Annotated in this window: 18 protein-coding genes and 1 tRNA gene; 12 read left to right on the forward strand and 7 right to left on the reverse strand. The window is 69.4% G+C overall.

Annotated elements, in window-relative coordinates:
• From ACZ7KI_RS07700 to ACZ7KI_RS07710, 3 genes are all read right to left on the reverse strand, one after another.
• Complete coding sequence (locus tag ACZ7KI_RS07700) at positions 1 to 894, reverse strand: alpha/beta hydrolase (RefSeq protein WP_470272392.1); 894 nt, start codon at positions 892 to 894, stop codon at positions 1 to 3.
• Between the two features lie 434 nt (positions 895 to 1,328).
• Positions 1,329 to 2,504, reverse strand: coding sequence for a sensor histidine kinase (locus ACZ7KI_RS07705; RefSeq protein ID WP_470272393.1), 1,176 nt, complete (start codon positions 2,502 to 2,504; stop codon positions 1,329 to 1,331).
• The gene (locus tag ACZ7KI_RS07710) at positions 2,501 to 3,157 is read right to left on the reverse strand and encodes a response regulator transcription factor (RefSeq protein WP_470272394.1); all 657 of its coding nucleotides are present in this window, start codon (positions 3,155 to 3,157) and stop codon (positions 2,501 to 2,503) included. Before ACZ7KI_RS07710 ends, ACZ7KI_RS07705 begins: the two co-directional genes overlap by 4 nt.
• Before the next feature lie 88 nt (positions 3,158 to 3,245).
• On the opposite strand from ACZ7KI_RS07710, the gene ACZ7KI_RS07715 reads away from it, so the two are divergent.
• The 4 genes from ACZ7KI_RS07715 to ACZ7KI_RS07730 are packed head-to-tail and all read left to right on the forward strand — an operon-like array spanning position 3,246 to position 6,668.
• Positions 3,246 to 3,752 (forward strand): hypothetical protein, encoded by a 507-nt coding sequence (locus ACZ7KI_RS07715; protein WP_470272395.1) that lies wholly within the window; start codon positions 3,246 to 3,248, stop codon positions 3,750 to 3,752.
• Positions 3,749 to 4,816 (forward strand): peptidoglycan-binding protein, encoded by a 1,068-nt coding sequence (locus tag ACZ7KI_RS07720; RefSeq protein WP_470272396.1) that lies wholly within the window; start codon positions 3,749 to 3,751, stop codon positions 4,814 to 4,816. The genes ACZ7KI_RS07715 and ACZ7KI_RS07720 overlap by 4 nt, the downstream gene beginning before the upstream one ends.
• Entirely contained in the window at positions 4,813 to 5,475 is a 663-nt protein-coding gene (locus tag ACZ7KI_RS07725) for an ABC transporter ATP-binding protein (RefSeq protein ID WP_470272397.1), read from the forward strand. Before ACZ7KI_RS07720 ends, ACZ7KI_RS07725 begins: the two co-directional genes overlap by 4 nt.
• Entirely contained in the window at positions 5,475 to 6,668 is a 1,194-nt protein-coding gene (locus ACZ7KI_RS07730) for an ABC transporter permease (RefSeq protein ID WP_470272398.1), read from the forward strand. The genes ACZ7KI_RS07725 and ACZ7KI_RS07730 overlap by 1 nt, the downstream gene beginning before the upstream one ends.
• Before the next feature lie 505 nt (positions 6,669 to 7,173).
• Here ACZ7KI_RS07730 and ACZ7KI_RS07735 read toward each other — a convergent pair.
• Positions 7,174 to 7,246: transfer RNA gene (locus ACZ7KI_RS07735), tRNA-Arg, on the reverse strand.
• A gap of 209 nt (positions 7,247 to 7,455) precedes the next feature.
• Between ACZ7KI_RS07735 and ACZ7KI_RS07740 the strand changes: the two genes are divergently transcribed.
• Both ACZ7KI_RS07740 and ACZ7KI_RS07745 read left to right on the forward strand, forming a co-directional pair.
• A complete protein-coding gene (locus tag ACZ7KI_RS07740; protein ID WP_470272399.1) occupies positions 7,456 to 8,580 on the forward strand; it encodes an epoxide hydrolase family protein in 1,125 nt (374 codons plus the stop codon).
• 151 nt (positions 8,581 to 8,731) lie between these two features.
• Entirely contained in the window at positions 8,732 to 9,649 is a 918-nt protein-coding gene (locus tag ACZ7KI_RS07745; RefSeq protein ID WP_465501139.1) for a cation diffusion facilitator family transporter, read from the forward strand.
• A gap of 82 nt (positions 9,650 to 9,731) precedes the next feature.
• On the opposite strand, the gene ACZ7KI_RS07750 is transcribed toward ACZ7KI_RS07745, so the two are convergent.
• Positions 9,732 to 10,445 carry a DUF305 domain-containing protein gene (locus ACZ7KI_RS07750; RefSeq protein WP_470272400.1) on the reverse strand — a complete coding sequence of 238 codons (714 nt, stop codon included), beginning with the start codon at positions 10,443 to 10,445 and terminating at the stop codon, positions 9,732 to 9,734.
• A gap of 9 nt (positions 10,446 to 10,454) precedes the next feature.
• Positions 10,455 to 11,252, reverse strand: a complete 798-nt coding sequence (locus ACZ7KI_RS07755; RefSeq protein WP_470272422.1) for a DUF3105 domain-containing protein — start codon at positions 11,250 to 11,252, stop codon at positions 10,455 to 10,457.
• 203 nt (positions 11,253 to 11,455) lie between these two features.
• On the opposite strand from ACZ7KI_RS07755, the gene argS reads away from it, so the two are divergent.
• The 6 genes from argS to rho all read left to right on the forward strand — a co-directional run bounded on the left by argS (position 11,456) and on the right by rho (position 20,282).
• A complete protein-coding gene (argS, locus tag ACZ7KI_RS07760) occupies positions 11,456 to 13,111 on the forward strand; it encodes an arginine--tRNA ligase (protein WP_470272401.1) in 1,656 nt (551 codons plus the stop codon).
• A 5-nt stretch (positions 13,112 to 13,116) separates the two neighbouring features.
• The gene (gene lysA / locus ACZ7KI_RS07765) at positions 13,117 to 14,550 is read left to right on the forward strand and encodes a diaminopimelate decarboxylase (RefSeq protein WP_465501143.1); all 1,434 of its coding nucleotides are present in this window, start codon (positions 13,117 to 13,119) and stop codon (positions 14,548 to 14,550) included.
• A 3-nt stretch (positions 14,551 to 14,553) separates the two neighbouring features.
• A complete protein-coding gene (locus ACZ7KI_RS07770) occupies positions 14,554 to 15,864 on the forward strand; it encodes a homoserine dehydrogenase (protein ID WP_470272402.1) in 1,311 nt (436 codons plus the stop codon).
• Positions 15,861 to 16,922 carry a threonine synthase gene (gene thrC, locus ACZ7KI_RS07775; RefSeq protein WP_470272403.1) on the forward strand — a complete coding sequence of 354 codons (1,062 nt, stop codon included), beginning with the start codon at positions 15,861 to 15,863 and terminating at the stop codon, positions 16,920 to 16,922. Before ACZ7KI_RS07770 ends, thrC begins: the two co-directional genes overlap by 4 nt.
• On the forward strand, positions 16,919 to 17,800 hold the full coding sequence (gene thrB / locus ACZ7KI_RS07780; RefSeq protein ID WP_470272404.1) for a homoserine kinase: 882 nt from the start codon (positions 16,919 to 16,921) through the stop codon (positions 17,798 to 17,800). Before thrC ends, thrB begins: the two co-directional genes overlap by 4 nt.
• A 418-nt stretch (positions 17,801 to 18,218) precedes the next feature.
• A complete protein-coding gene (gene rho / locus ACZ7KI_RS07785) occupies positions 18,219 to 20,282 on the forward strand; it encodes a transcription termination factor Rho (protein WP_470272405.1) in 2,064 nt (687 codons plus the stop codon).
• A gap of 129 nt (positions 20,283 to 20,411) precedes the next feature.
• Here rho and ACZ7KI_RS07790 read toward each other — a convergent pair whose 3' ends face one another.
• The gene (locus ACZ7KI_RS07790; RefSeq protein ID WP_470272406.1) at positions 20,412 to 20,588 is read right to left on the reverse strand and encodes a hypothetical protein; all 177 of its coding nucleotides are present in this window, start codon (positions 20,586 to 20,588) and stop codon (positions 20,412 to 20,414) included.
• Between the last annotated feature and the right edge of the window lie 293 nt (positions 20,589 to 20,881).

Consider the following 20,881-nt stretch of genomic DNA (forward strand, 5'->3'; position numbering starts at 1 on the left):
TCAATTGACCAGGGCGCGGCGTACGGCCACGGTGATTTCGGCGAACTGCCGCCGCGAGACGTCGGCGGGGACCGCCCCCGACCCGTGGAAGGTGCCGGGCCACTGGTGCAGCTCGACCGACACGCCCGCCTGCAGCAGCCGCAGCGCGTAGGTGATGCACTCGTCACGGTTCGGGTCGAACTCCGCGCTGGCGATGTAGGCCGGTGGCAGGCCGGACAGGTCGGTGGCCCGAGCCGGGGCGGCGTACTGCGTGGCGGGCGTGGAGCCCAGGTAGTACTCCCATGACCGGGCGACCTTGTCGCGATACAGCCAGGGCGTCTCGGTGAAGGTCCGGGCCGACCACGTCTCCAGCCGGTCATCGAGTCCGGGCTCGTTGAGCACCTGGAAGCGGATCGCGGGTCCCTGGTCGTCACGAGCCCGCAGCGCCACCGCGGCCGCGAGGTTCGCGCCCGCGCTGTGGCCTCCGACCGCGATCCGTTCCGGGTCGATGCCGAGTTCGGCCGCGTTCTCGGCCGCCCAGGTCAGCACGGCGTAGACGTCGTCGAGGGCCGCCGGGTACCGGTGCTCGGGGGCCCGGCGGTAGTCCACCGAGATCACCACCGCGCCTGCCCCCTCGGCGATCCGGATCGCCAACGGGTGCTCGGTGTCCAGGTCGCCTAGGACATGTCCGCCGCCGTGCGACCAGATGATCGCGCCCTGTGCCTGGAGAGGGCGATAGATCCGCACGGGCACGTCCGGATCGGCGGGCACCGTGCGGTCTTCGATCTCCATTCCGGTCGTATCCGGTGCGGGCCGCGCGCCTGCCAGCTCGGAGTAGGTCTCGCGGTCGGCGACCGGGTCGGTCAGGTCGGCCCGCGGCAAGAACGGGATGAATGCTTCAAGTTCGGGATCCATGTCGACCATCCTTCTGGTCGCCACCCCCGGGATCGCCCGCCACGCGTCGGGCATTCCGCCGGGATCACGCGCCGATCGTCGCAATTCCCCTGTCAGGGAGGCACTTGTCGCGCGACTGTCGCAAGTGGACTTTGAAGCCGAGGGCATGGTCCGGATCGGGAGGTTCTACGCGACGCCCTGCCCTGCTCGACGCACTTCCCGTGATGGAGATCGAAGTCGACCAACCACCCCAGGAACCTGCTCGTGCGCTGTTCGAAGCTCTCCGGCTGGAGATCCGCTGCAACACCTGCCGGGCGACGCTGAGCGGCCCAGAGACTCGACAACGCCACGTCTGCCTTACCCCCAAATAGAACCTTGCGGACGGACAAGAGGACGCGTGCCCGCGGCAATCAGGGCTGACGCCTCGTCTGGTAGTGCCCATCGATCACGCACTCTCATGCCGAAGAGCGGTGGTCGCGGAGTTCTTGGCCGGTTACGACTCCGGTGGCCTGCTTCCGCGGGAGTCCGGCCACCGGCAGCGACACTGTCACGACCAGGCCGCCGCCGTCGCGGGGCTCCGCGTGCACGTGGCCGCCGTGGGCGTGCGCCAACGCACGGACGATCGACAGCCCGAGCCCGGCACCCGTCCGGGTGGCGAGCCGATCCGTCGTGAGCCGGCGGAACGGCTCGAACAGGCCGGGCAGCTCATAAGGCGGCACCACCGGCCCTGTATTGGTGACCACCAGTTCGACCAGCCCGTCCGGCCGGGTGCCACTGGTGACCTGGACCCAGCCGTCCGGCACGTTGTAGCGCACGCCGTTCTCCACCAGGTTCTGCACGAGCCGTTCCAGCAGGACCGCGTTGCCCATGGCCGGGGCTTCGCCGGCGGACGTGGTCACGGTCGGATGCCGTGCGGCCACGTGCGTCACGACGTCCGCGAGGTCCACATAGGACAGTTCGCCCAGCTCGCGGTCCGATTTGGCCAGCGTGAGCAGGCCGTCGATCAGCCGCTCGTGCCGACTGTTGATCTCCAGCAGTGTCTCGCCGAGCTGTCGGACCTCCACCGAGACATCGCGACGCTGCACCGCGATCTCGAGCAGGGTGCGGTTGAGCGTCAGTGGGGTGCGTAGCTCGTGGGAGGCGTTGGCGATGAACCGGCGCTGCCCGTCGAAGGAGTGGTCGAGCCGTTCGAGCATCAGGTCGAACGTGTCGGCGAGCCGCTTCACCTCGTCCGGCGGCCCGTCGAGGGCGATGCGTTCGTGCAGGCTGCGGTCGCTGCCGGGGGAGTCGGCGATGCGCCGTGCGGCCCGGGTCATCCGGTCGATCGGCTGTAGCATCCGGCCGGCGATCAGCCAGCCGATCGCGATCGCCGCGGCCGCGACCAGGCCGAGTGCGAGGCCGCCCTGGACGAGCAGAGCCGTGAGAGCGTCGGTCCGGGTTTCTTCGGCGACCTCGTTGAGCATGTCGACCTCCGGCGTGAAGGTCTGGGCATCGAGCACGGTGGTCGATTCGCGGTTGGACAGCTGCCTGGACATCAGCACGTACGTCGCGCCGAGCAACAGGATGCCGGCGAGCAGGAACAAGCCGCCGTACACGAGCGTCAGGCGGGTCCGGATGGTCAGGCGTTTCACGGAATGCGGTACCCCGCTCCCGGCTCGGTCACGATGACCGGTGGGTCGCCGAGCTTGCGGCGCAGCTTGAGGATCGCCATCCGCACGGTGTGGGTGAAGGGGTCGGCGTGCTCGTCCCATGCCTTCTCCAGGAGTTGCTCGGTGGACACCGCGCCGCCGTCGGCGCGCAGCAGTTCGGTGAGGACCGCGAACTCCTTGCGGGACAGCGGGACGTAGCGGCCGTCGCGATACACCTCGCGGCGGTGCGGGTCGAGCCGGATGCCCGCTCGGGCGAGCACCGGCGGCGCGGCAGGCCGGCAGCGCCGGCCCAGCGCGGTCACCCGCGCGGCCAGTTCGCGGAACGCGAACGGCTTGGGCAGGTAGTCGTCGGCGCCAAGGGCGAGGCCGGCGACCCGGTCGTCCACGTCGGCGGCGGCGGTCAGCATCAGTACCCGGGTATCGCCGCCGCGGGCGACGAGCACCCGGCACACCTCGTCGCCATGGATGACCGGCAGGTCCCGGTCGAGCACCACCACGTCGTAGTCGTTGACGCCGGCCCGCTCCAGCGCGGCGGCGCCGTCGTGCACCACGTCCACCGCGTGTGTGCCCGCCCGCAGCCCTTCGGCCACCGCGTCCGCGAGGAGTGGCTCGTCCTCGACCACCAAGATCCGCATGGGTCCATGGTGACGCACGGTCGTGTCACTTCCGTGTCAACGTTTCCGGAGACGGCCGAGTGACATCACGCTCGCTGTACTTCGGCGCATGAAACGACTCATGTGCGTGCTCGTGTCGTTGCTGCTCGTCGGACTCGCCGGCTGCTCGTCAGCCACCGATTCCGGCGCGGCCACAGCGGAGGACAAGCAGGCGGGGCTGAAGTTCGCCCAATGCATGCGGGAGAACGGCGTGCCGGACTTCGAGGACCCGACGTTCGACGAGAACGGCGAGATGGAGCTGCGCTTCCCGCCGGGCACCGACCCGAACGCGGTGAAGCCGGCGCAGGAGAAATGCAAGAGGTACCTGCCGGGCGGCGGCGAGCCGGAGAAGTTGAACGCGGAGGATGTGAAGAAGTTCCAGGCGTACGCCAAATGCATGCGGGAGAACGGCATGCCGGACTACCCCGACCCGGACGCGGAGGGGCGCAGCCGGTTCGAGAGCGGTAAGGCGCCCGACCCGAACGACCCCGGCCTCAAGACGGCGCACGAGAAGTGCGGCGAGCACCTGCCGGGCGGCGGCGGTGGGGGTCTCGTGATCCCGGGGGGCGGCAAATGAGCCGGCGCGGGGCCGGCCGGGTGGTGATCGTGCTCATCGCCGTGCTCGCCACCGGAGCCGCGGTCACCGCCGCGACCGGCTTCTGGGGTGGTGAGAAGCCCACCGAGACCGGCAACGACCTGCCCGCGGCGACGGCGAAGGTGACCAGGCAGACGCTCGTCGACACGCGGACCGAAAACGGCAAGCTCGGCCACGGCGCCCCGGTCGACGTGACCGGCAAGCTCGCCGGGACGTTGACCGCGCTGCCCGCCGTCGGGCTCACGGTGGAGCGTGGGCAGGCGATCTACTGGGTCGACGACACGCCGGTCGTGCTGCTGTACGGCACGCTGCCGGTCTATCGTCCGCTCGTGCCGGACACCGAGGGCACCGACGTGGAGCAGTTCGAGAGCAACCTCGCCGCGCTCGGCTACCGCGGGTTCACGGCGGACAGGAAGTACACCGCGCAGACGGCCACCGCGGTGAAGAAGTGGCAGAAGGACCTCGGCCTGCCGGAGACCGGCACGATCGAGCAGGGCCGGATCCACTACGCGGCCGGGCCGGTGCGGGTGGACGGCCAGAAGGCGACCGTCGGCGCTGACGTCGCGCCGGACGCGCCTCTGCTCTCCTGCACCGGGTCGGCGCGGCTGATCACGGTCGAACTGGGCGTGGCCGACCAGCGGCTCGCGGTGAAGGCCGCCCCGGTGACCGTCACCCTGCCGGACGACAGGACCACGCCGGGCTCGATCACCGGCACCGCGACCGTCCTCGTCCCCGCCAGCGGGGCCCCCGGCAGCCAGGCGACGACCATCATCGAGGTGACCGTCGCGGTCGCCGACCAGAACGCGCTCACCGGGCTCGACGAGGCGTCCGTAAAGGTCGCGTTCAGCGCCTCGCGGCGAGAGAACGTGCTGACCGTGCCGGTGGCCGCACTGCTGGCACGGTCCGAGGGCGGGTACGGCGTCGAGGTCGTGAACGGGACGACCACCGAGATCGTCGCGGTGGAGACCGGCCTGTTCTCCGGCGGCCGCGTCGAGATCTCCGGTGAAGGGCTGGACGAGGGCGTGACGGTGGGGATGCCGTCATGAGCGGGGCAGTCGTGGAACTGGACGGGGTCGGCAAGTCCTACGTCGGCGGGGTCGCCGCACTGCGCGACGTGTCGCTGTCCGTGGGGTACGGCGAGCTGGTCGCGATCGTCGGGCCGTCCGGGTCGGGCAAGTCGACCATGCTGCACCTGATCGGCACACTCGACCGGCCGTCGGCCGGCACGGTACGGATCGACGGCCACGACGTCGCGGCATTGACCGACCGGCAGCTGTCCGCGTTGCGGGCCACCCGGATCGGGTTCGTGTTCCAGCAGTTCCACCTCACCCCCGGACAGTCCGCTGTGGACAACGTGGCGGACGGTCTGCTGTACGCGGGCGTGCCGGCCCGCGAACGGGCGCGGCGGGCGGAGACGGCACTGATCCGCGTCGGCCTCGCCGAACGGCTCGACCACCGGCCGCACGAGTTGTCCGGTGGAGAGCGGCAGCGGGTGGCGATCGCTCGAGCGGTCGTCGGCGAGCCGGCGCTGCTGCTGGCCGACGAGCCGACCGGGAACCTGGACTCCGCTTCCGGTGCGGGCGTGATGGACCTGCTGTGGGAACTGCACGAGGGCGGCACCACGGTCCTGGTGATCACGCACGACCGGGAGATCGCCGGCAGCCTGCCCAGCCAGATCCGGCTGCTTGACGGGGCGGTGGTGTGATGCTGTCGTCAGCGCGCCTTCGCCCGCGTGACGTGCTCCGTGTCGGAGGCGCCGGTCTGCGGACCCGCCCACTGCGGGTTTTCCTTTCCGCGCTGGGCATCGCGATCGGGATCGCCGCGATGATCGCGGTGGTGGGGGTGTCGTCGTCGAGCCGCGCGGAGCTGGACAGGCAACTCGCCGCGCTCGGCACGAACCTGCTCACCGTCGCGCCCGGCAACACCATGACGGGCGGCACCTCCACGCTGCCGACCGAGTCCGTCGACATGATCCGCCGCATCGAGCCGGTACAGGAGGTGGCGGCGCTCGGCGAGGTGCCGGACACGAAGGTGTACCGCACGGACCGGATCCCGGAGGTCGAGACAAGGGGCCTGTCCGTTCAGGCCGCACACCTCGACCTGCCGGAGACAGTGGGCGTGACGGTGGCCGACGGCACGTGGCTGAACGCGGCCACTGCCGAATACCCGGCCGTGGTGCTCGGCTCGGAGGCCGCGTCGCTGCTCGGCGTCATCTCGGCACACGAGGGTGTCCAGGTCTATCTCGGCGGCCAGTGGTTCACCGTGGTCGGCATTCTCGACACGGCGCTGCTCGCGCCCAAGCTGGACACCGCCGCACTGGTCGGCTGGCCGGCCGCTGAGTCCTATTTGGACTTCGATGGTCACCCGACGACCGTCTACACGCGAGTGTCCGACGTGTCCGTCGGAGCGATGCGCGGCGTGCTCGCCGCGACCGCGAACCCCCAGGCACCCAACGAGGTTCGGGTGTCCCGCCCGTCCGACGCGCTGGCCGCCCGCCAGGCGGCCGATCGCGCGTTCACGGGTTTGCTGCTGGGACTCGGTGCGGTGGCGCTGCTGGTCGGCGGAGTCGGGGTGGCCAACACGATGGTGATCTCCGTGCTGGAGCGGCGTGCCGAGATCGGCCTGCGCCGCTCACTCGGCGCCACCCGCGGCCAGGTGCGGCTCCAGTTCGTGGCCGAGTCACTGCTGCTGTCCGCGCTCGGCGGTGTCGGCGGAGTGCTGCTCGGCGTCGCGGCCACAGGCGGCTACGCGGCAACCCAGAACTGGCCGACCGTAGTGCCGGCGTGGGCGACACTCGGCGGCGTAGCCGCGACACTGGTGATCGGTGCGATCGCCGGCCTCTACCCGGCCATCCGCGCCGCCCGCCTGCCACCGACCGAGGCGCTCGCAACGCCATGAGCCATTCCGGCGCCGGTGGCTGGGGTTCCGGGACCCAGCCACCGGCGCATCAGTTGATCTGCCGTACTCGTCGCAAGCTCCCAAGCCCAAACGCACGCTCATGCCGCTGAGCGAGCATTCGTCCATGATCTGGGCGACTTCGGCCGGGGTGGGTGGTCGGGGTTCCAGATGCGCCTTGGGCGGTGGCGCGGCGTCCGTGATGGGGCTGCGGTCAATCCAGCCCCAGCGGAAGGCGGTGATAGACCCCGCCGAGCAGCGGCTGCACGTGCTCGGAGACCATGCACTGGTACGAGTGCCGGGATGTGCCACTGGCGTGCGAGAAGGCCAGGTGACTGGCGAGTAGTTCGGTCAGGGTGATGTCGGTGCGGAGTTCGCGGACCCGCGTCAGCAGCCGCGGCGGAGAACGGTGTTACCACGACTCACTGTCGCGGAGGTCTTGCCACGATTCTTGTCACATAACCGTCCAGCCTAGACTGGCGAACGACGTTTAACCCGGTCAGAAGTGTGCCCTCGGCAGGATTCGAACCTGCGACACCTGCCTCCGGAGGGCAGTGCTCTATCCCCTGAGCTACGAGGGCGTTGCCGCCTGAGCGACGTTGGAAGCTTAGCGCATCCCGTCCGGAGTCCTAGCGCGCGGTGGTCCTTAACCGCGGCGGTGTCCCGTCAAGTGGGCGTCGAACACGTCTCCCATGCCCCTGAACAGCGCTTTTGGTCGCTGCGGTCGTCGCTGCGGGAAGGCCCGGTCAGCCGCTAGCGTTGGTGTGGACCAACGAACCGGGAGGACGTCGTGATCGAACCGTTCGAGGTGGCGATCCCCGAATCCGCCATCGCCGACCTGCGGGCGAGGCTGCGTGCCACGCGCTGGCCCGAGCCCGCCACCGTCGACGATTGGACGCAGGGTGTCCCGCTGGAGTTCGCGCGGGAGCTGTGCCGGTACTGGGCCGAGGACTACGACTTCGGTTTGGCTGGCCGGGTCAACGCTTTCCCGGGCTTCAAGACCACTGTGGACGGTCTCGGGATCCACTTCCTGCACATCCGTTCGCCAGAGCCGGACGCGACGCCGCTCGTGCTCACGCACGGCTGGCCGGGTTCGGTGGTCGAGTTCCTCGACGTGCTCGGGCCACTGACGGACCCTGTCGCGCACGGCGGTGATCCGGCGGACGCCTTCCATGTCGTGGCGCCGTCGTTGCCGGGGTTCGGCTGGAGTGACAAGCCGTCGTCGACGGGCTGGAACGTCGAGCGCATCGCCCGGGCGTGGGACGAGTTGATGGGGCGGCTCGGTTACGACCGCTACGCGGCCCAGGGTGGCGACTGGGGCGCCGGGGTGACGAACATGCTCGCCAAGGTCGTCCCGGAACGGTTGATCGCCGTCCATGTGAACATGGTGGGCGTCGCGTACGACGAGACCGTGCTCGGCGAGCCGACGGCGGCCGAAAAGGAGTCGATCGGCGATCTGGCTCGGTTCCGCGCGGTCGGGTCCGCGTACGCGCAGCAGCAGGCCACGCGCCCGCAGACGCTCGGGTACGGACTCACCGACTCGCCGTCGGCGCAGGCGGCGTGGATCGCCGAGAAGTTCTGGGAGTGGACCGACAACGACGGCTCGCCGGAGACCGCGCTGTCCTGGCGGCAGATGCTCGACGCGATCTCCGTCTACTGGTTCACCGGGACGGCGGCGTCGTCGGCGCGGATCTACTGGGAGAGCAAGGAGCGGGACGTCTCCCCGATCGCGGTGCCGTCGGGGGTTTCGATCTTCCCGCGCGAGATCATCCGCCCGTCCCGGCGCTGGGCGGAGCTGCGCTACACCGATCTCCGCTGGTACGAGGAGCTGGACAAGGGCGGACACCTCGCCGCGTTCGAGCAGCCCGAGGCCTTCGTCGGGCAGCTGAGGGGGTTCTTCCGCTCACTTCGGTAGCGGTGCGTGTCGGTTCCAGGTTTCGGGAAGGCCCTCATGGGGGATGGCTTCCTGGGGTGGCTTAAGACATGGTGAACTTAGGCTCACCTGTATTGCACATATGCGCATGTGACAATATATTCGGCCTGTCGACTTCACGAGAGGCGGAGCAATGGGTCACGGGCACGGGCATGGGACGGCGTCGCCGTCGAGCGCGTCAGGCCGCTACCTCAAGAGCCTGACGATCGCCCTGTTCATCGGCGCCGGCTTCATGGTCATGGAGTTCATCGTCGGGTTCGCCACCGGCTCGCTCGCGCTGATCTCCGACGCCGCGCACATGTTCACCGACGTCCTCGGGGTCGGCATGGCGCTGGCGGCGATCATGCTGGCCCGGCGCAGCGGCCCGACCCACACGCGCACCTTTGGGTTCTACCGGGCCGAGGTGCTCGCGGCGCTGGGCAACGCGATCCTGTTGTTCGGCGTCGCCGGCTACGTCCTCTTCGAGGCCGTCGGCCGGATGAGCGATCCGCCCGCCGTGCCCGGCCTTCCGGTGCTGCTGGCCGCGGCCGCCGGTCTGGTCGCCAACATCGTGTCCTTCCTGATCCTGCGCAAGGGCGCCGAGGAGAGCATCAACGTCCGGGGCGCCTATCTCGAGGTCCTCGCCGACCTGATCGGTTCCGTCGGCGTACTGCTGAGCGGTGCGATCACGTTGCTGACCGGCTGGCGCTACGCGGACCCGATCATCGGTGTCGCGATCGGCCTGTTCGTCCTGCCCCGCACCTACGCCCTCGCCCGCCGCGCGCTGCGGATCCTGTTCCAGCACGCGCCGAAGGGGGTCGACGTCGCCGGGATCCAGACCGAACTGGGGGCGCTGAAGGGTGTCGAGGACGTCCACGACCTGCATGTCTGGACGTTGACCTCGGGGATGGAGGTCGCTTCGGCGCATCTCACCATCGCGCCGACCGTCGAGCAGTCCGCGGTGTTGACCGAGGCGCAGAACCTCCTGGCGAACCGCTACTCGATCGAGCACGCGACGCTGCAGATCGAAGTGCCCCAATGCGCGCGACGCTGCCGAGAACTCTCCTGGTAAACGCATTTCGTCCTCTAAATGCGGTAGTTGGCGTCGCGAACTACCGCGTTTAGAGGACGAAATGCGTGAGGGGAGGGGAGCGTCAGTCGGGCAAGGGGGCGGCGCCGCGCTCCTGAAGCAGGCCCTTCATCAGGGTGACTTCGGCACCCTGTGAGACGAGCATGCTCTCCGTCAGCGACTTCACGTCCGGTACGGAGGTGTGGTCGTGGCCGTACTGCGCCATCGCCGTCCCGCCCAGGTGGTGGCGCAACATCAGCTGGAGGAAGAAGACGTCCATCTCCTTGCCGGTCAGCGATCGCAGTTTGGCCAGTTCGGCCGACGTCGCCATCCCCGGCATCGGCGCGCCGTTCGACGGCTTCATACCCGCGCCCCCGTGTCCGCCGTGGCCGGACATCGGTTCGGTCATCCAGGTCATGTAGGCGCCGGTCGCCTGCTCCGGCTGGCCCCACAGGCCCAGCCAGCCCTTCATCCGGCCGACCTGGCCGGTCTGCGTGCGCTCGATGTCGAACGCGAGCGTCTTGATCGCCGGATCGGTCGTGTGGTCCCGCGCCCAGCCTGCCATGGTGACGGCCTGGAGATGGTGCACCGACATGTCCTGCGCGAAGCCGACCTCGACCGAGCCCGCCCCCGGGGTGGTGGGAGCGGGGTCGGCGTCGATCAGCCTGGTCGTCAGGGCGCCGAGACCGAAACCGAGGATCAGCATGACGACCAGGGCGGCCCCGATCACCAGCCATCGGCTCTTGGTCGACCGCGAAGTGTCGTCCGGTTCGTCGACGTACTGGGGTTCGGGGTCCATCTGGCTCACTTACTTGCTCGCGGGCGCCGAAGGCTGGGTGGCCGGAGGCTGCGAGGGCTGGCCGGCGCCGGGCTGGCCGTCCTGCTGCGTTCCCGCGGTGCCCTTGTAATCCATCGGCTTGGCGTCCGGCCCCGGCGGGGTCGGGTCGAACTGGCCCGGCTCGATCTGCGCGTCGCAGGTGGCGTCACGTTCGGGGTACGCGCCGTAGGGGTTGGTGCGCAGCGCGGCGATGAACTGGTCGATCCGCTCGTCGGAGGCGGAGTCCAGCTTCAGCTGGTGACCCCAGGACTGCAGCGAGATCGGCTTGTCCAGGTTCGGGTACGGCGACATCACCGTGTACGGCTTGCCCTCGACGCGGACCTTCAGCAGGTCGAGCTGCTCGCCGGTGACCTGCTGCGGGTTGTAGGCGATCCAGACCGCGCCGTGCTCGAGACCGTGGACCATGTTCTCGTTGCGGACGGCGTTCGGGTAGACGACACCGTTGCACGCGGCCCAGGCCTGGTCGTGCGGGCCGCCGTAGGGCGGGGTCTTGTCGTAGGCGACGCGCTCGGCGGCCGTGACGTGCACGGAGCCTTCGTACTTCGTGGTGGTCACGCCGTTGATCCGCTTGGAGGGATCCGGGTCCTGCTGCGACGGCGCGAAGGCGGCCGCGGCCTCTTCGCGGGTCTTCTGCTCGCGCTTGGGCGCCGAGGCGACCATGTAGTAGGTGACCACCGAGGCCGCCAGGGCGACGATCGCGACGACGGCGATGATCGTGCCCCAGGGCGTGCCCTTCTTGGACACGACGGAACTACGGGCGGCCTTCATGGCGTTCTTCGACGACGCGCCCTTTTTTCTGGTTGTCCCGTTAGCCATGGCTCCTGCGTTCTCCAAAGGGGGTGGTCCCTGCGCGGGCCAGTGTAGAGACCACGCGTCTGATCACCGTGAACAACCGCAAGATCACCGGCTTGGCTCACACCTTCCGGCGGTCGCTGCGAGTCCGCGACCTGCTGACACCTAGAATTCCGCGAGTGACTCCCGCAGCTCTCGCCGACCTGGTCCGTAACTCCGCCGTGCAGGTTCTCGCCGCGCGCGGCCTCGACGATTCCGTGCTGCCGGAGAAGGTGACGATCGAGCGTCCCCGCAACCCCGAGCACGGCGATTACGCGACCAACCTGGCGCTGCAGGTGGCCAAGAAGGCGGGCATGAAGCCCCGCGACTTCGCCGACGCGCTGGCCGAGGCCCTCGCCGCGGCCGACGGGATCGACTCGGCCGAGGTCGCCGGGCCGGGTTTCCTCAATCTGCGGCTTGCCGCCGACGCGCAGGGCCAGATCGTCCAGCAGGTACTCGACGCCGGGGAGAAGTACGGCCTCGGTGACGCGATGGCCGGGGTCAAGATCAACCTCGAGTTCGTCTCGGCCAATCCGACCGGTCCGATCCACCTCGGCGGCACCCGCTGGGCCGCGGTCGGCGACGCGCTGGGCCGCGTGCTGTCCGCGCAGGGCGCCCTGGTCACCCGCGAGTACTACTTCAACGACCACGGCGCGCAGATCGACCGCTTCGTCCGCTCCCTGATCGCGGCCGCCAAGGGCGAACCCGCCCCGGAGGACGGCTACGCGGGCGGCTACATCAACGACATCGCCGCCGAGGTCATCCGCCAGGAGCCGAGCGCGCTGTCGCTGCCGGAGGACGAACGCGCCGAGACCTTCCGCCGGGTCGGCATCGAGCTGATGTTCACCGAGATCAAGCAGAGCCTGCACGATTTCGGCACCGACTTCGACGTCTACTTCCACGAGAACTCGCTGCACGAGTCCGGCGCGGTCTCGTCGTCGGTCCAGCAGCTGAAAGACTCGGGGAACCTCTATTTCGAAGACGGCGCCTGGTGGCTCAAGTCCAAGGAGCACGGCGACGACAAGGACCGCGTCGTCATCAAGAGGGACGGCAACCCGGCCTACATCGCCGGTGACCTCGCCTACCTCCAGGACAAGCGCAAACGCGGTTTCGACCTCTGCATCTACATGCTCGGCGCGGACCACCACGGCTACATCGCCCGCCTGAAGGCCGCCGCGGCCGCCTTCGGCGACGATCCGGCCGTGGTCGAGGTCCTGATCGGCCAGATGGTCAACCTGGTCTCCGACGGCAAGCCGGTCCGGATGAGCAAACGCGCGGGCACCGTGATCACCATGGAGGACCTGGTCGGCACGGTCGGTGTCGACGCGGCCCGCTACGAGCTGATCCGCTATTCGGTCGACTCCACTTTGGACATCGACCTCGACCTGCTGCGCAAGCATTCGAACGACAACCCGGTCTACTACGTCCAGTACGCCCACGCGCGGCTGGCCTCCTTGCAGCGCAACGCTTCCGACCTCGGACTCAAATTCGATGGCGACGTCGACTTCGGTCTGCTTACGCTGCCGGCCGAGGGCGATCTGATCCGCACGATCGGCGAATTCCCGACCGTCCTCCGCCGAGCGGCGCAGCTGCGCGAACCGCACCGCGTCGCCCGGTACCTCGAAGAACTCGCCGGCGCCTATCACAAGTGGAACGCCGTCGGCCGGGTTCTTCCGAAGGGCGATGAGGAGACCACCCCCCTCACGTTCTCCCGGCTCGCGCTCTGTGAAGCGACCCGCCAGGTGCTGGCGAACGGCCTCACCGTGCTCGGTGTCTCTGCTCCGGAACGGATGTAAAACGAATGGCTCACCCCGCGGGCCCCCGCCACGCCGACGTCTACCCACACGCCGACGCCTCCGGTTTCCCGCCGTCGACTCCGGAGGAACTCGACAGGCTGTACCCGAAAGTCTGGCCTCGCAACACTTTTCGCGGCGGAGACGGTGTCGTGCGCATCGCCGGTGTCGACGTCCGCGAACTCGCCGAGAAGTACGGCACGCCACTGTTCGTCGTCGACGAGGCCGACTTCAAGTCCCGTTGCGCCGACTACGCCGAGGCCTTCGACGACCCGGCGCTCGTGCACTACGCGTCCAAGGCGTTCCTGTCCATCGAGATCGCCCGCTGGGTGGCCGAGCAGGGACTGAGCCTGGACGTCTGCAGCGGCGGCGAACTCGCCGTGGCGCAGCGCGCGAACTTCCCCGCCGAGCGGATCACCTTCCACGGCAACAACAAATCGGTCGCCGAACTCGAAGCCGCTGTCGAGGCGGGTGTCGGCACGGTCGTGGTCGACTCCTACTACGAGATCGCGCGGCTCGCCGATGTCGCCGCCCGGCACGACATCGTCCAGAACGTGCTGATCCGGGTCACCGTCGGCGTCGAGGCGCACACCCACGAATTCATCGCGACCGCGCACGAGGACCAGAAATTCGGTTTCTCGCTGGCTTCCGGTGACGCGGCCGAGGCGGTGCGCCGGGTGCTCAACGCGCCGTCGCTCAAGCTGATCGGCCTGCACAGCCACATCGGTTCGCAGATCTTCGACGCCGACGGTTTCGAGGTCGCGGCCCGCCGCGTGGTCGGCCTGCTGGCCGAACTCGCCAAGGAGCACGGCACCGACCTGCTCGACCAGCTGGCGATCGTCGACCTCGGCGGTGGTTTCGGTATCGCCTACACCGACAAGGACAACCCGCCGCCGCCCGCGCAGATGATCACGCAGATCCGCGAGATCGTCCGCAAGGAATGCGAGTACGCGGGTCTTCCGGTGCCGAAGATCGCCGGGGAGCCGGGCCGCGCCATCGCCGGTCCCGGCACGATCACCCTGTACGAGGTCGGCACCATCAAGGACGTCTCGCTCGGCGACAAGGCCGCGCGGCGCTACGTCAGCGTGGACGGCGGGATGAGCGACAACATCCGCACGGCGCTCTACGACGCGGTGTACGACTGCCGTCTCGTTTCCCGCTCCGCCGACGACGACGGGGACGGCCAGGCAGCCGCCGCGCTGTCCCGGGTCGTGGGAAAACACTGTGAGTCCGGCGACATCGTCGTCCGGGACTGCTGGCTCCCCGACACTCTTGCCCCCGGCGACCTGCTCGCCGTGGCGGCCACCGGGGCGTACTGCTACTCGATGGCCAGCGGCTACAACCGGCAGCCGCGGCCCGCGGTGGTGGCCGTGCGCAACGGCAGCGCCCGGGTGCTGCTGCGGCGGGAGACGACGGACGACATGCTGCGCCTGGAGGTCTAGCAAGTGTCTACTGTGGACGGACGTGTGATCAGGGTCGCCCTGCTCGGTTGTGGGACGGTCGGTGGCGAAGTCGTCCGGTTGCTCACCGAGGAGGCCGACGAGCTCGCCGCCAGGGCCGGTGCCAGGGTTGAGCTGGCGGGCATCGCGGTGCGGCGCCCCGACAAACACCCCGAGCTGCCGCCGGAACTGGTGACCTCCGACGTGTCGAAGCTCGTCACCTCCGACGAGGTCGACGTGGTCGTCGAACTGGTCGGCGGGATCGAGCCGGTGCGGCAGTGGCTGCTCGACGCGCTCAAGGCCGGGAAATCGGTGGTCACGGCGAACAAAGCGCTGATGGCCGAACATTCCGCGGAATTGTTCGAGGCCGCCGACGCCTCCGGCGTGGACCTGTACTTCGAAGCGGCCGTGGCCGGGGCGATCCCGCTGCTGCGTCCGCTGCGCGAATCGCTGGCCGGTGACCGCATCACCCGCGTGATGGGCATCGTCAACGGCACCACCAACTTCATCCTCTCCGCGATGGACTCCACCGGCGCGGGCTACGCGGAAACGCTCGAAGAGGCCAGCAGGCTCGGATACGCCGAGGCGGACCCGACGGCCGACGTCGACGGCTACGACGCCGCCTCCAAGGCGGCGATCCTCGCCTCGCTCGCGTTCCACACCAGGGTCACCGCCTCCGACGTGCACCGCGAGGGCATCGCCGACGTCACCGCGTCGGACCTCGCCGCGGCGAAGGTGCTGGGCCGCACGGTGAAACTGCTCGCCATCTGCGAGCGCGTCACCTCCGACGACGGCACCGAATCCGTTTCGGCGCGCGTGCATCCGGTGATGATCCCGCGCAACCACCAGCTCGCCGGGGTCGGCGGCGCGTACAACGCCGTCTACGTCGAGGCCGACGCCGCCGGTGAGCTGATGTTCTACGGTCAGGGCGCCGGTGGCGCGCCGACCGCGAGTGCCGTGCTCGGCGACCTCGTCGCGGTGGCTCGAAACCGGGTCGTCGGCGGCCGTGGCCCGCGCGAATCCGCGCACGCCGCGCTCCCGGTCAGGCCGATGGGCCAGACGCCGACGCGGTACCACGTCAGTCTCGACGTGGCCGATCGAGCGGGCGTGCTCGCCCAGGTGGCGCAGGCGTTCGCCGGGCACGGTGTCAGCATCGCCGCGGTGCGGCAGCGGGACGCCAACGACACGGCCAGCCTGGTCGTGGTCACCCATCTGGCGCCGGACGCGGCATTGCGGTCCACTGTGGACGACATTGCCGAACTCGATGTGGTGAACCAGGTCGTCAGTGTGATGCGGGTGGAAGGCGAAGACCAGTGATTCCCCAACCATGGCCAGGAATCATCCAGGCCTACCCGGACCGGATCCAGGTCCCGTCCGGCGCGAAGGTGATCACCCTCGGCGAAGGCAACACCCCGTTGCTGCCCGCGCCGCACCTTTCGGAACTCACCGGCTGTGAGGTCTTCCTCAAGGTCGAAGGCGTGAACCCGACCGGGTCGTTCAAGGACCGCGGGATGACCGTCGCCATCACGCACGCGCTCGCCAGCGGGCTGCAGGCGGTCATCTGCGCCTCCACCGGCAACACCTCGGCCTCGGCCGCGGCCTACGCGGCGCGTGCCGGGCTCACCTGCGCGGTGCTGGTCCCGCAGGGCAAGATCGCGATGGGCAAACTCGCCCAGGCGGTGCAGCACGGCGCGCGGATCCTCCAGGTGGACGGCAACTTCGACGACTGCCTCGAACTCGCGCAGAAGACCGCGATCGACTACCCGGTGACCTTGGTCAACTCGGTCAACCCGGTGCGCATCGCCGGCCAGAAGTCGGCCGCGTTCGAGATCTGCGACGTCCTCGGCCGGGCGCCGGACATCCACTGTCTCCCGGTGGGGAACGCGGGCAACATCACCGCGTACTGGGCGGGTTATTCCGAGTACGCGGGCGACGGTGTGGTGAAGAACACGCCGCGAATGTTCGGCTTCCAGGCGGCCGGTGCCGCGCCGCTCGTGCACGGCGAACCGGTGGCCGATCCGGACACCATCGCGACCGCGATCCGCATCGGCAGCCCCGCTTCCTGGGACGGCGCGATGAAGGCGAAGAACGCCTCCGCGGGGTTGTTCGAAGCGATCACCGACGAGAAGATCCTCGAGGCGTACCGGCTGCTCGCCCGCAAGGAGGGCGTGTTCGTCGAGCCCGCCTCGGCGACCAGCGTCGCGGGCCTGCTCGCCACGGCCGCCGACGGCCGCCTGCCGAAGGGGTCCACCGTCGTGTGCACCGTCACCGGGCACGGCCTCAAGGACCCGGCAACGGCGCTGGAGGGCAACGTCGAGGTCGAACCGCTCGCCGTCGACCCGACCGCCGTCGCCGCCGCGCTGGACCTGCGATGACGCTGCTCAAGGTCAAGGTCCCGGCGTCGTCGGCGAACCTCGGCCCGGGCTTCGACACGCTGGGCCTGGCGTTGGCGTTGTACGACCGGGTCGAACTCCGGATCACCGACGCCGGGCTCAAGATCGAAGTGATCGACGACGGCGCCGGGGACGTGGAAGACGTCCCCACCGACGAAACGCACCTGGTCGTGCGGGCTTTCCGGCGAGGCTGCGAACATCTCGGTCTCCGGCCGCCCGGTCTGCACCTGCGGTGTTTCAACGCCATCCCGCACGCTCGCGGCCTCGGTTCGTCGGCGTCCGCCGTCGTCACCGGTGTCGCGGCCGCGTACGCGCTGGCCGAGAAGGCTTTGGACGACGACGCGCTGCAGCTGGCGGCCGAGTTCGAGGGACACGCCGACAACGCCGCGGCGAGCCTGCTGGGCGGCTTCGTGGTCGCTTGGCAGGAGGGCGAGCGGTTCCGCGCCGAACGGCTCCAGCCGCATCACGACATCCGGCCCGTGGTGGCGATCCCGGCGTTGCGCTCCTCGACGGACGCGACGCGCGGGCTGCTGCCCGACCAGGTCCCGCACGCCGACGCGGCGTTCACCGCGGGCCGCGCGGCGCTCGCGGTCCACGCGCTCACCGCACGCCCGGACCTGTTGCTCTCCGCGACCGAAGATCGGCTCCATCAGCATTACCGCGCGTCCGCGTACCCGGCGAGCAGTGAGCTGGTGCGCGCGCTGAGGGCCGAAGGGGTGGCCGCGGCCATTTCCGGCGCTGGTCCGACCGTGCTCGCGCTGACCACCGGTGGAATACTCCCCGCCGGCGTCGACGTTACATCTTTCGACGTCACCGAGCTGCCGATCGATCCGGGCGGCGTTCAGGTTGCGGCTCAGTAAAGCCTCGGTCACGTGCAGGAGCGCCATCCCGCCACGCGGGGGGTGGTTGTTGCACCCGGCGGTGGCGCGGTCTACCCTCGGGGGCGTTCGATCACCGTGCGTTTCCGCACCCGGTGCCGGTCCAGGTGACCAGTGACATCCCTGGCCCGCATCCTTCGTTGATCCGCCAGTTCCGTACTCCGTCTGGCAAGCGGGAGTGGCGGATGGACGCAGGCGGGTTCCCGGTTCCGGCGGTGCCGAATTCCGCTTCCTCCGTTTGGAGGACGCAAACCCCTGTGCTGGAGGCCTTCTAGCTGTGTTCAACACGGCCGAGGAGCTGATCGCCCGTATTGGGGGCCAGATACGCCGTTTCGCAATCGGACGCGAACGGCGGTCCGCTGATCCACCTGGAGGCGTGGATCGGTCAGGAAGGACATTTGTGAGCAACACCGATCTTTTGAGCGACGTCGAAGGTGGCGCCGCCGAGTCGAACGGCGTCGTCGCTCCCAAGCGCACGGTCGGCGGATTGACCGGCAAGACCGTCGCCGAACTGCGCTCGATCGCTGGGGACCTTGGCATCGGCGAGACCACGGGTATGCGTAAGGGCGACCTGATCGCGGCCATCCGCGAGCGTCAGGGCAAGACCAAGCGCAAGTCCCCCGCCGCGGCGAGCGAAACGCTTCCGCTCGAGGGGATCGATGCACCACGGAAGGCTCCGAAGGCCGAAGCGCCCAAGGCGGCCCCGAAGCAGGAGGCCCCCAAGGCCGAAGCGCCGAAGGCGGAAGCCGCCCCGGCCGAAGCCCCGCGCGTCGAGAAGGCGGAGAAGGTCTCGGAGAACGGCTCCGCGCCGGCCGCCGAGCGGCCCGCGCAGCAGGAGACCGGCCAGCAGGACGGCCAGCCGCAGCAGGAAGAGGGCGGCCGTAGCCGCCGTCGTCGCGGCTCCAACCGCGCCGCGGGCTCGCCCGACCAGGGCGGTCAGCCGCGTGAACGCGGTGAACAGCGTGAGCGTGGCGAGCAGCGTGACCGCAACGAGCGCGGCGACCGCGGCGACCGCAACGAGCGCGGCGACCGTGGTGAACGTGGCGACCGCGGTGAGCAGGGCGGTAACCGTCAGGGCAACCGTGACGGCGGCCGCGACGGCAACCGCGACGGCAACCGGGAGAACCGGGGCCAGGACAACCGGGGCCAGCGCAACCAGCAGAGCGGCCAGGACAACAGCCAGCGCCAGGGCCAGGGCCAGCAGAGCGACGACGACGAGGAAGGCGGCCGTCGCGGCCGTCGCTTCCGCGACCGTCGCCGCCGGGGTACCGGCGGTGGCCGCGAACAGGGCGGCTCGCCCGACACCGAGATCCGCGAGGACGACGTCCTGCTGCCCGTCGCGGGCATCCTGGACGTGCTCGACAACTACGCGTTCGTGCGTACCTCGGGCTACCTCGCCGGGCCGAACGACGTGTACGTCTCGCTTTCGCTGGTCCGCAAGTACGGCCTGCGCCGCGGTGACGCCATCACCGGTGTCGTGCGCCAGCCGCGCGACGGCGAGCAGCAGCGGCAGAAGTTCAACCCGCTGGTGCGCGTCGACTCGATCAACGGACTGGAGCCGGACGAGGCCAAGCGCCGCCCCGACTTCACCAAGCTGACCCCGCTGTACCCGAACGAGCGGCTGCGCCTCGAGACCGAGTCGCACAAGCTCACCACCCGCGTCATCGACCTGGTGATGCCGGTCGGCAAGGGACAGCGTGCGCTGATCGTGTCGCCGCCGAAGGCCGGTAAGACCACGATCATGCAGGACATCGCGAACGCGATCTCCACGAACAACCCCGAGTGCCACCTGATGGTCGTCCTCGTCGACGAGCGTCCGGAAGAGGTCACCGACATGCAGCGGTCGGTGAAGGGAGAGGTCATCGCCTCGACCTTCGACCGTCCGCCGTCCGACCACACGTCGGTCGCGGAGCTGTCGATCGAGCGGGCGAAGCGCCTGGTCGAGATGGGCCACGACGTCGTCGTGCTGCTCGACTCGATCACCCGCCTCGGCCGTGCGTACAACCTCGCGGCCCCGGCTTCCGGCCGGATCCTCTCCGGTGGTGTCGACTCGACCGCGCTCTTCCCGCCGAAGCGTTTCCTCGGCGCGGCGCGCAACATCGAGAACGGCGGCTCGCTCACGATCTTCGCCACGGCGATGGTCGAGACCGGGTCCACCGGTGACACGGTCATCTTCGAGGAGTTCAAGGGCACCGGTAACGCGGAGCTCAAGCTCGACCGGAAGATCGCCGAGCGCCGGGTGTTCCCCGCGGTGGACGTCAACCCGTCCGGTACCCGCAAGGAAGACCTGTTGCTCTCGCCGGACGAGCTCGCGGTCACCCACAAGCTGCACCGGGTGCTGCACGCGCTGGACTCGCAGCAGGCCATAGACCTGCTCATCTCGCGACTGCGCAAGACGAAGACCAACCTCGAGTTCCTCATGCAGGTCTCGAAGACGGCCCTCGGCTCGAACGACGACGACTGATCTTTCGGTCGCCTTCGGCACTACCGCATTGCGATGAAGGGGCCTTTCATAGCGAAATTTGCTATGAAAGGCCCCTTCATCGCATCCCGGGGAGGGCGTCGTGGGTACACCGCCGAATCGGATCGTGGTCTACGGGGTCACCGGATCGGGGAAGACGACACTGGCCCGGCGGCTGGCCGCGAGTACCGGCTTGCCGTGGCATTCGGTGGACGATTCCCTTGCCTGGCGGCCGGGTTGGGTGCCCGTTCCCGACGAGGAACAACGGCGTCGAGTCGCGCGGTTGGTCGCCGAGGAGCGCTGGATCATCGACGGCATGTTCAGCAAATGGCGTGACGTCGCCTTGCCTCGCGTCGAACTGATCGTGGCGCTGGACTACCCGCGCTGGGTTTCGTTGAGCAGGCTGGCACTTCCGGTCGTTCGGGCGCGCGATCCGCGACTGGGAGGCCGATCCGGTGATGCCGGTGGTGCGGCTCACCTCACCGCGCGCGACAGAGCACTGGGTGCGGTCTCGGGGGGGGGGGGGGGGGGGGGGGAGAGGAGCAACACCCCCCCAAAAAAAAAAAACAAAGAAGGGGGAAAAGGGAGAGGGGGCGAAGCGA

This window comes from Amycolatopsis sp. NPDC039088 (genome assembly GCF_055598845.1).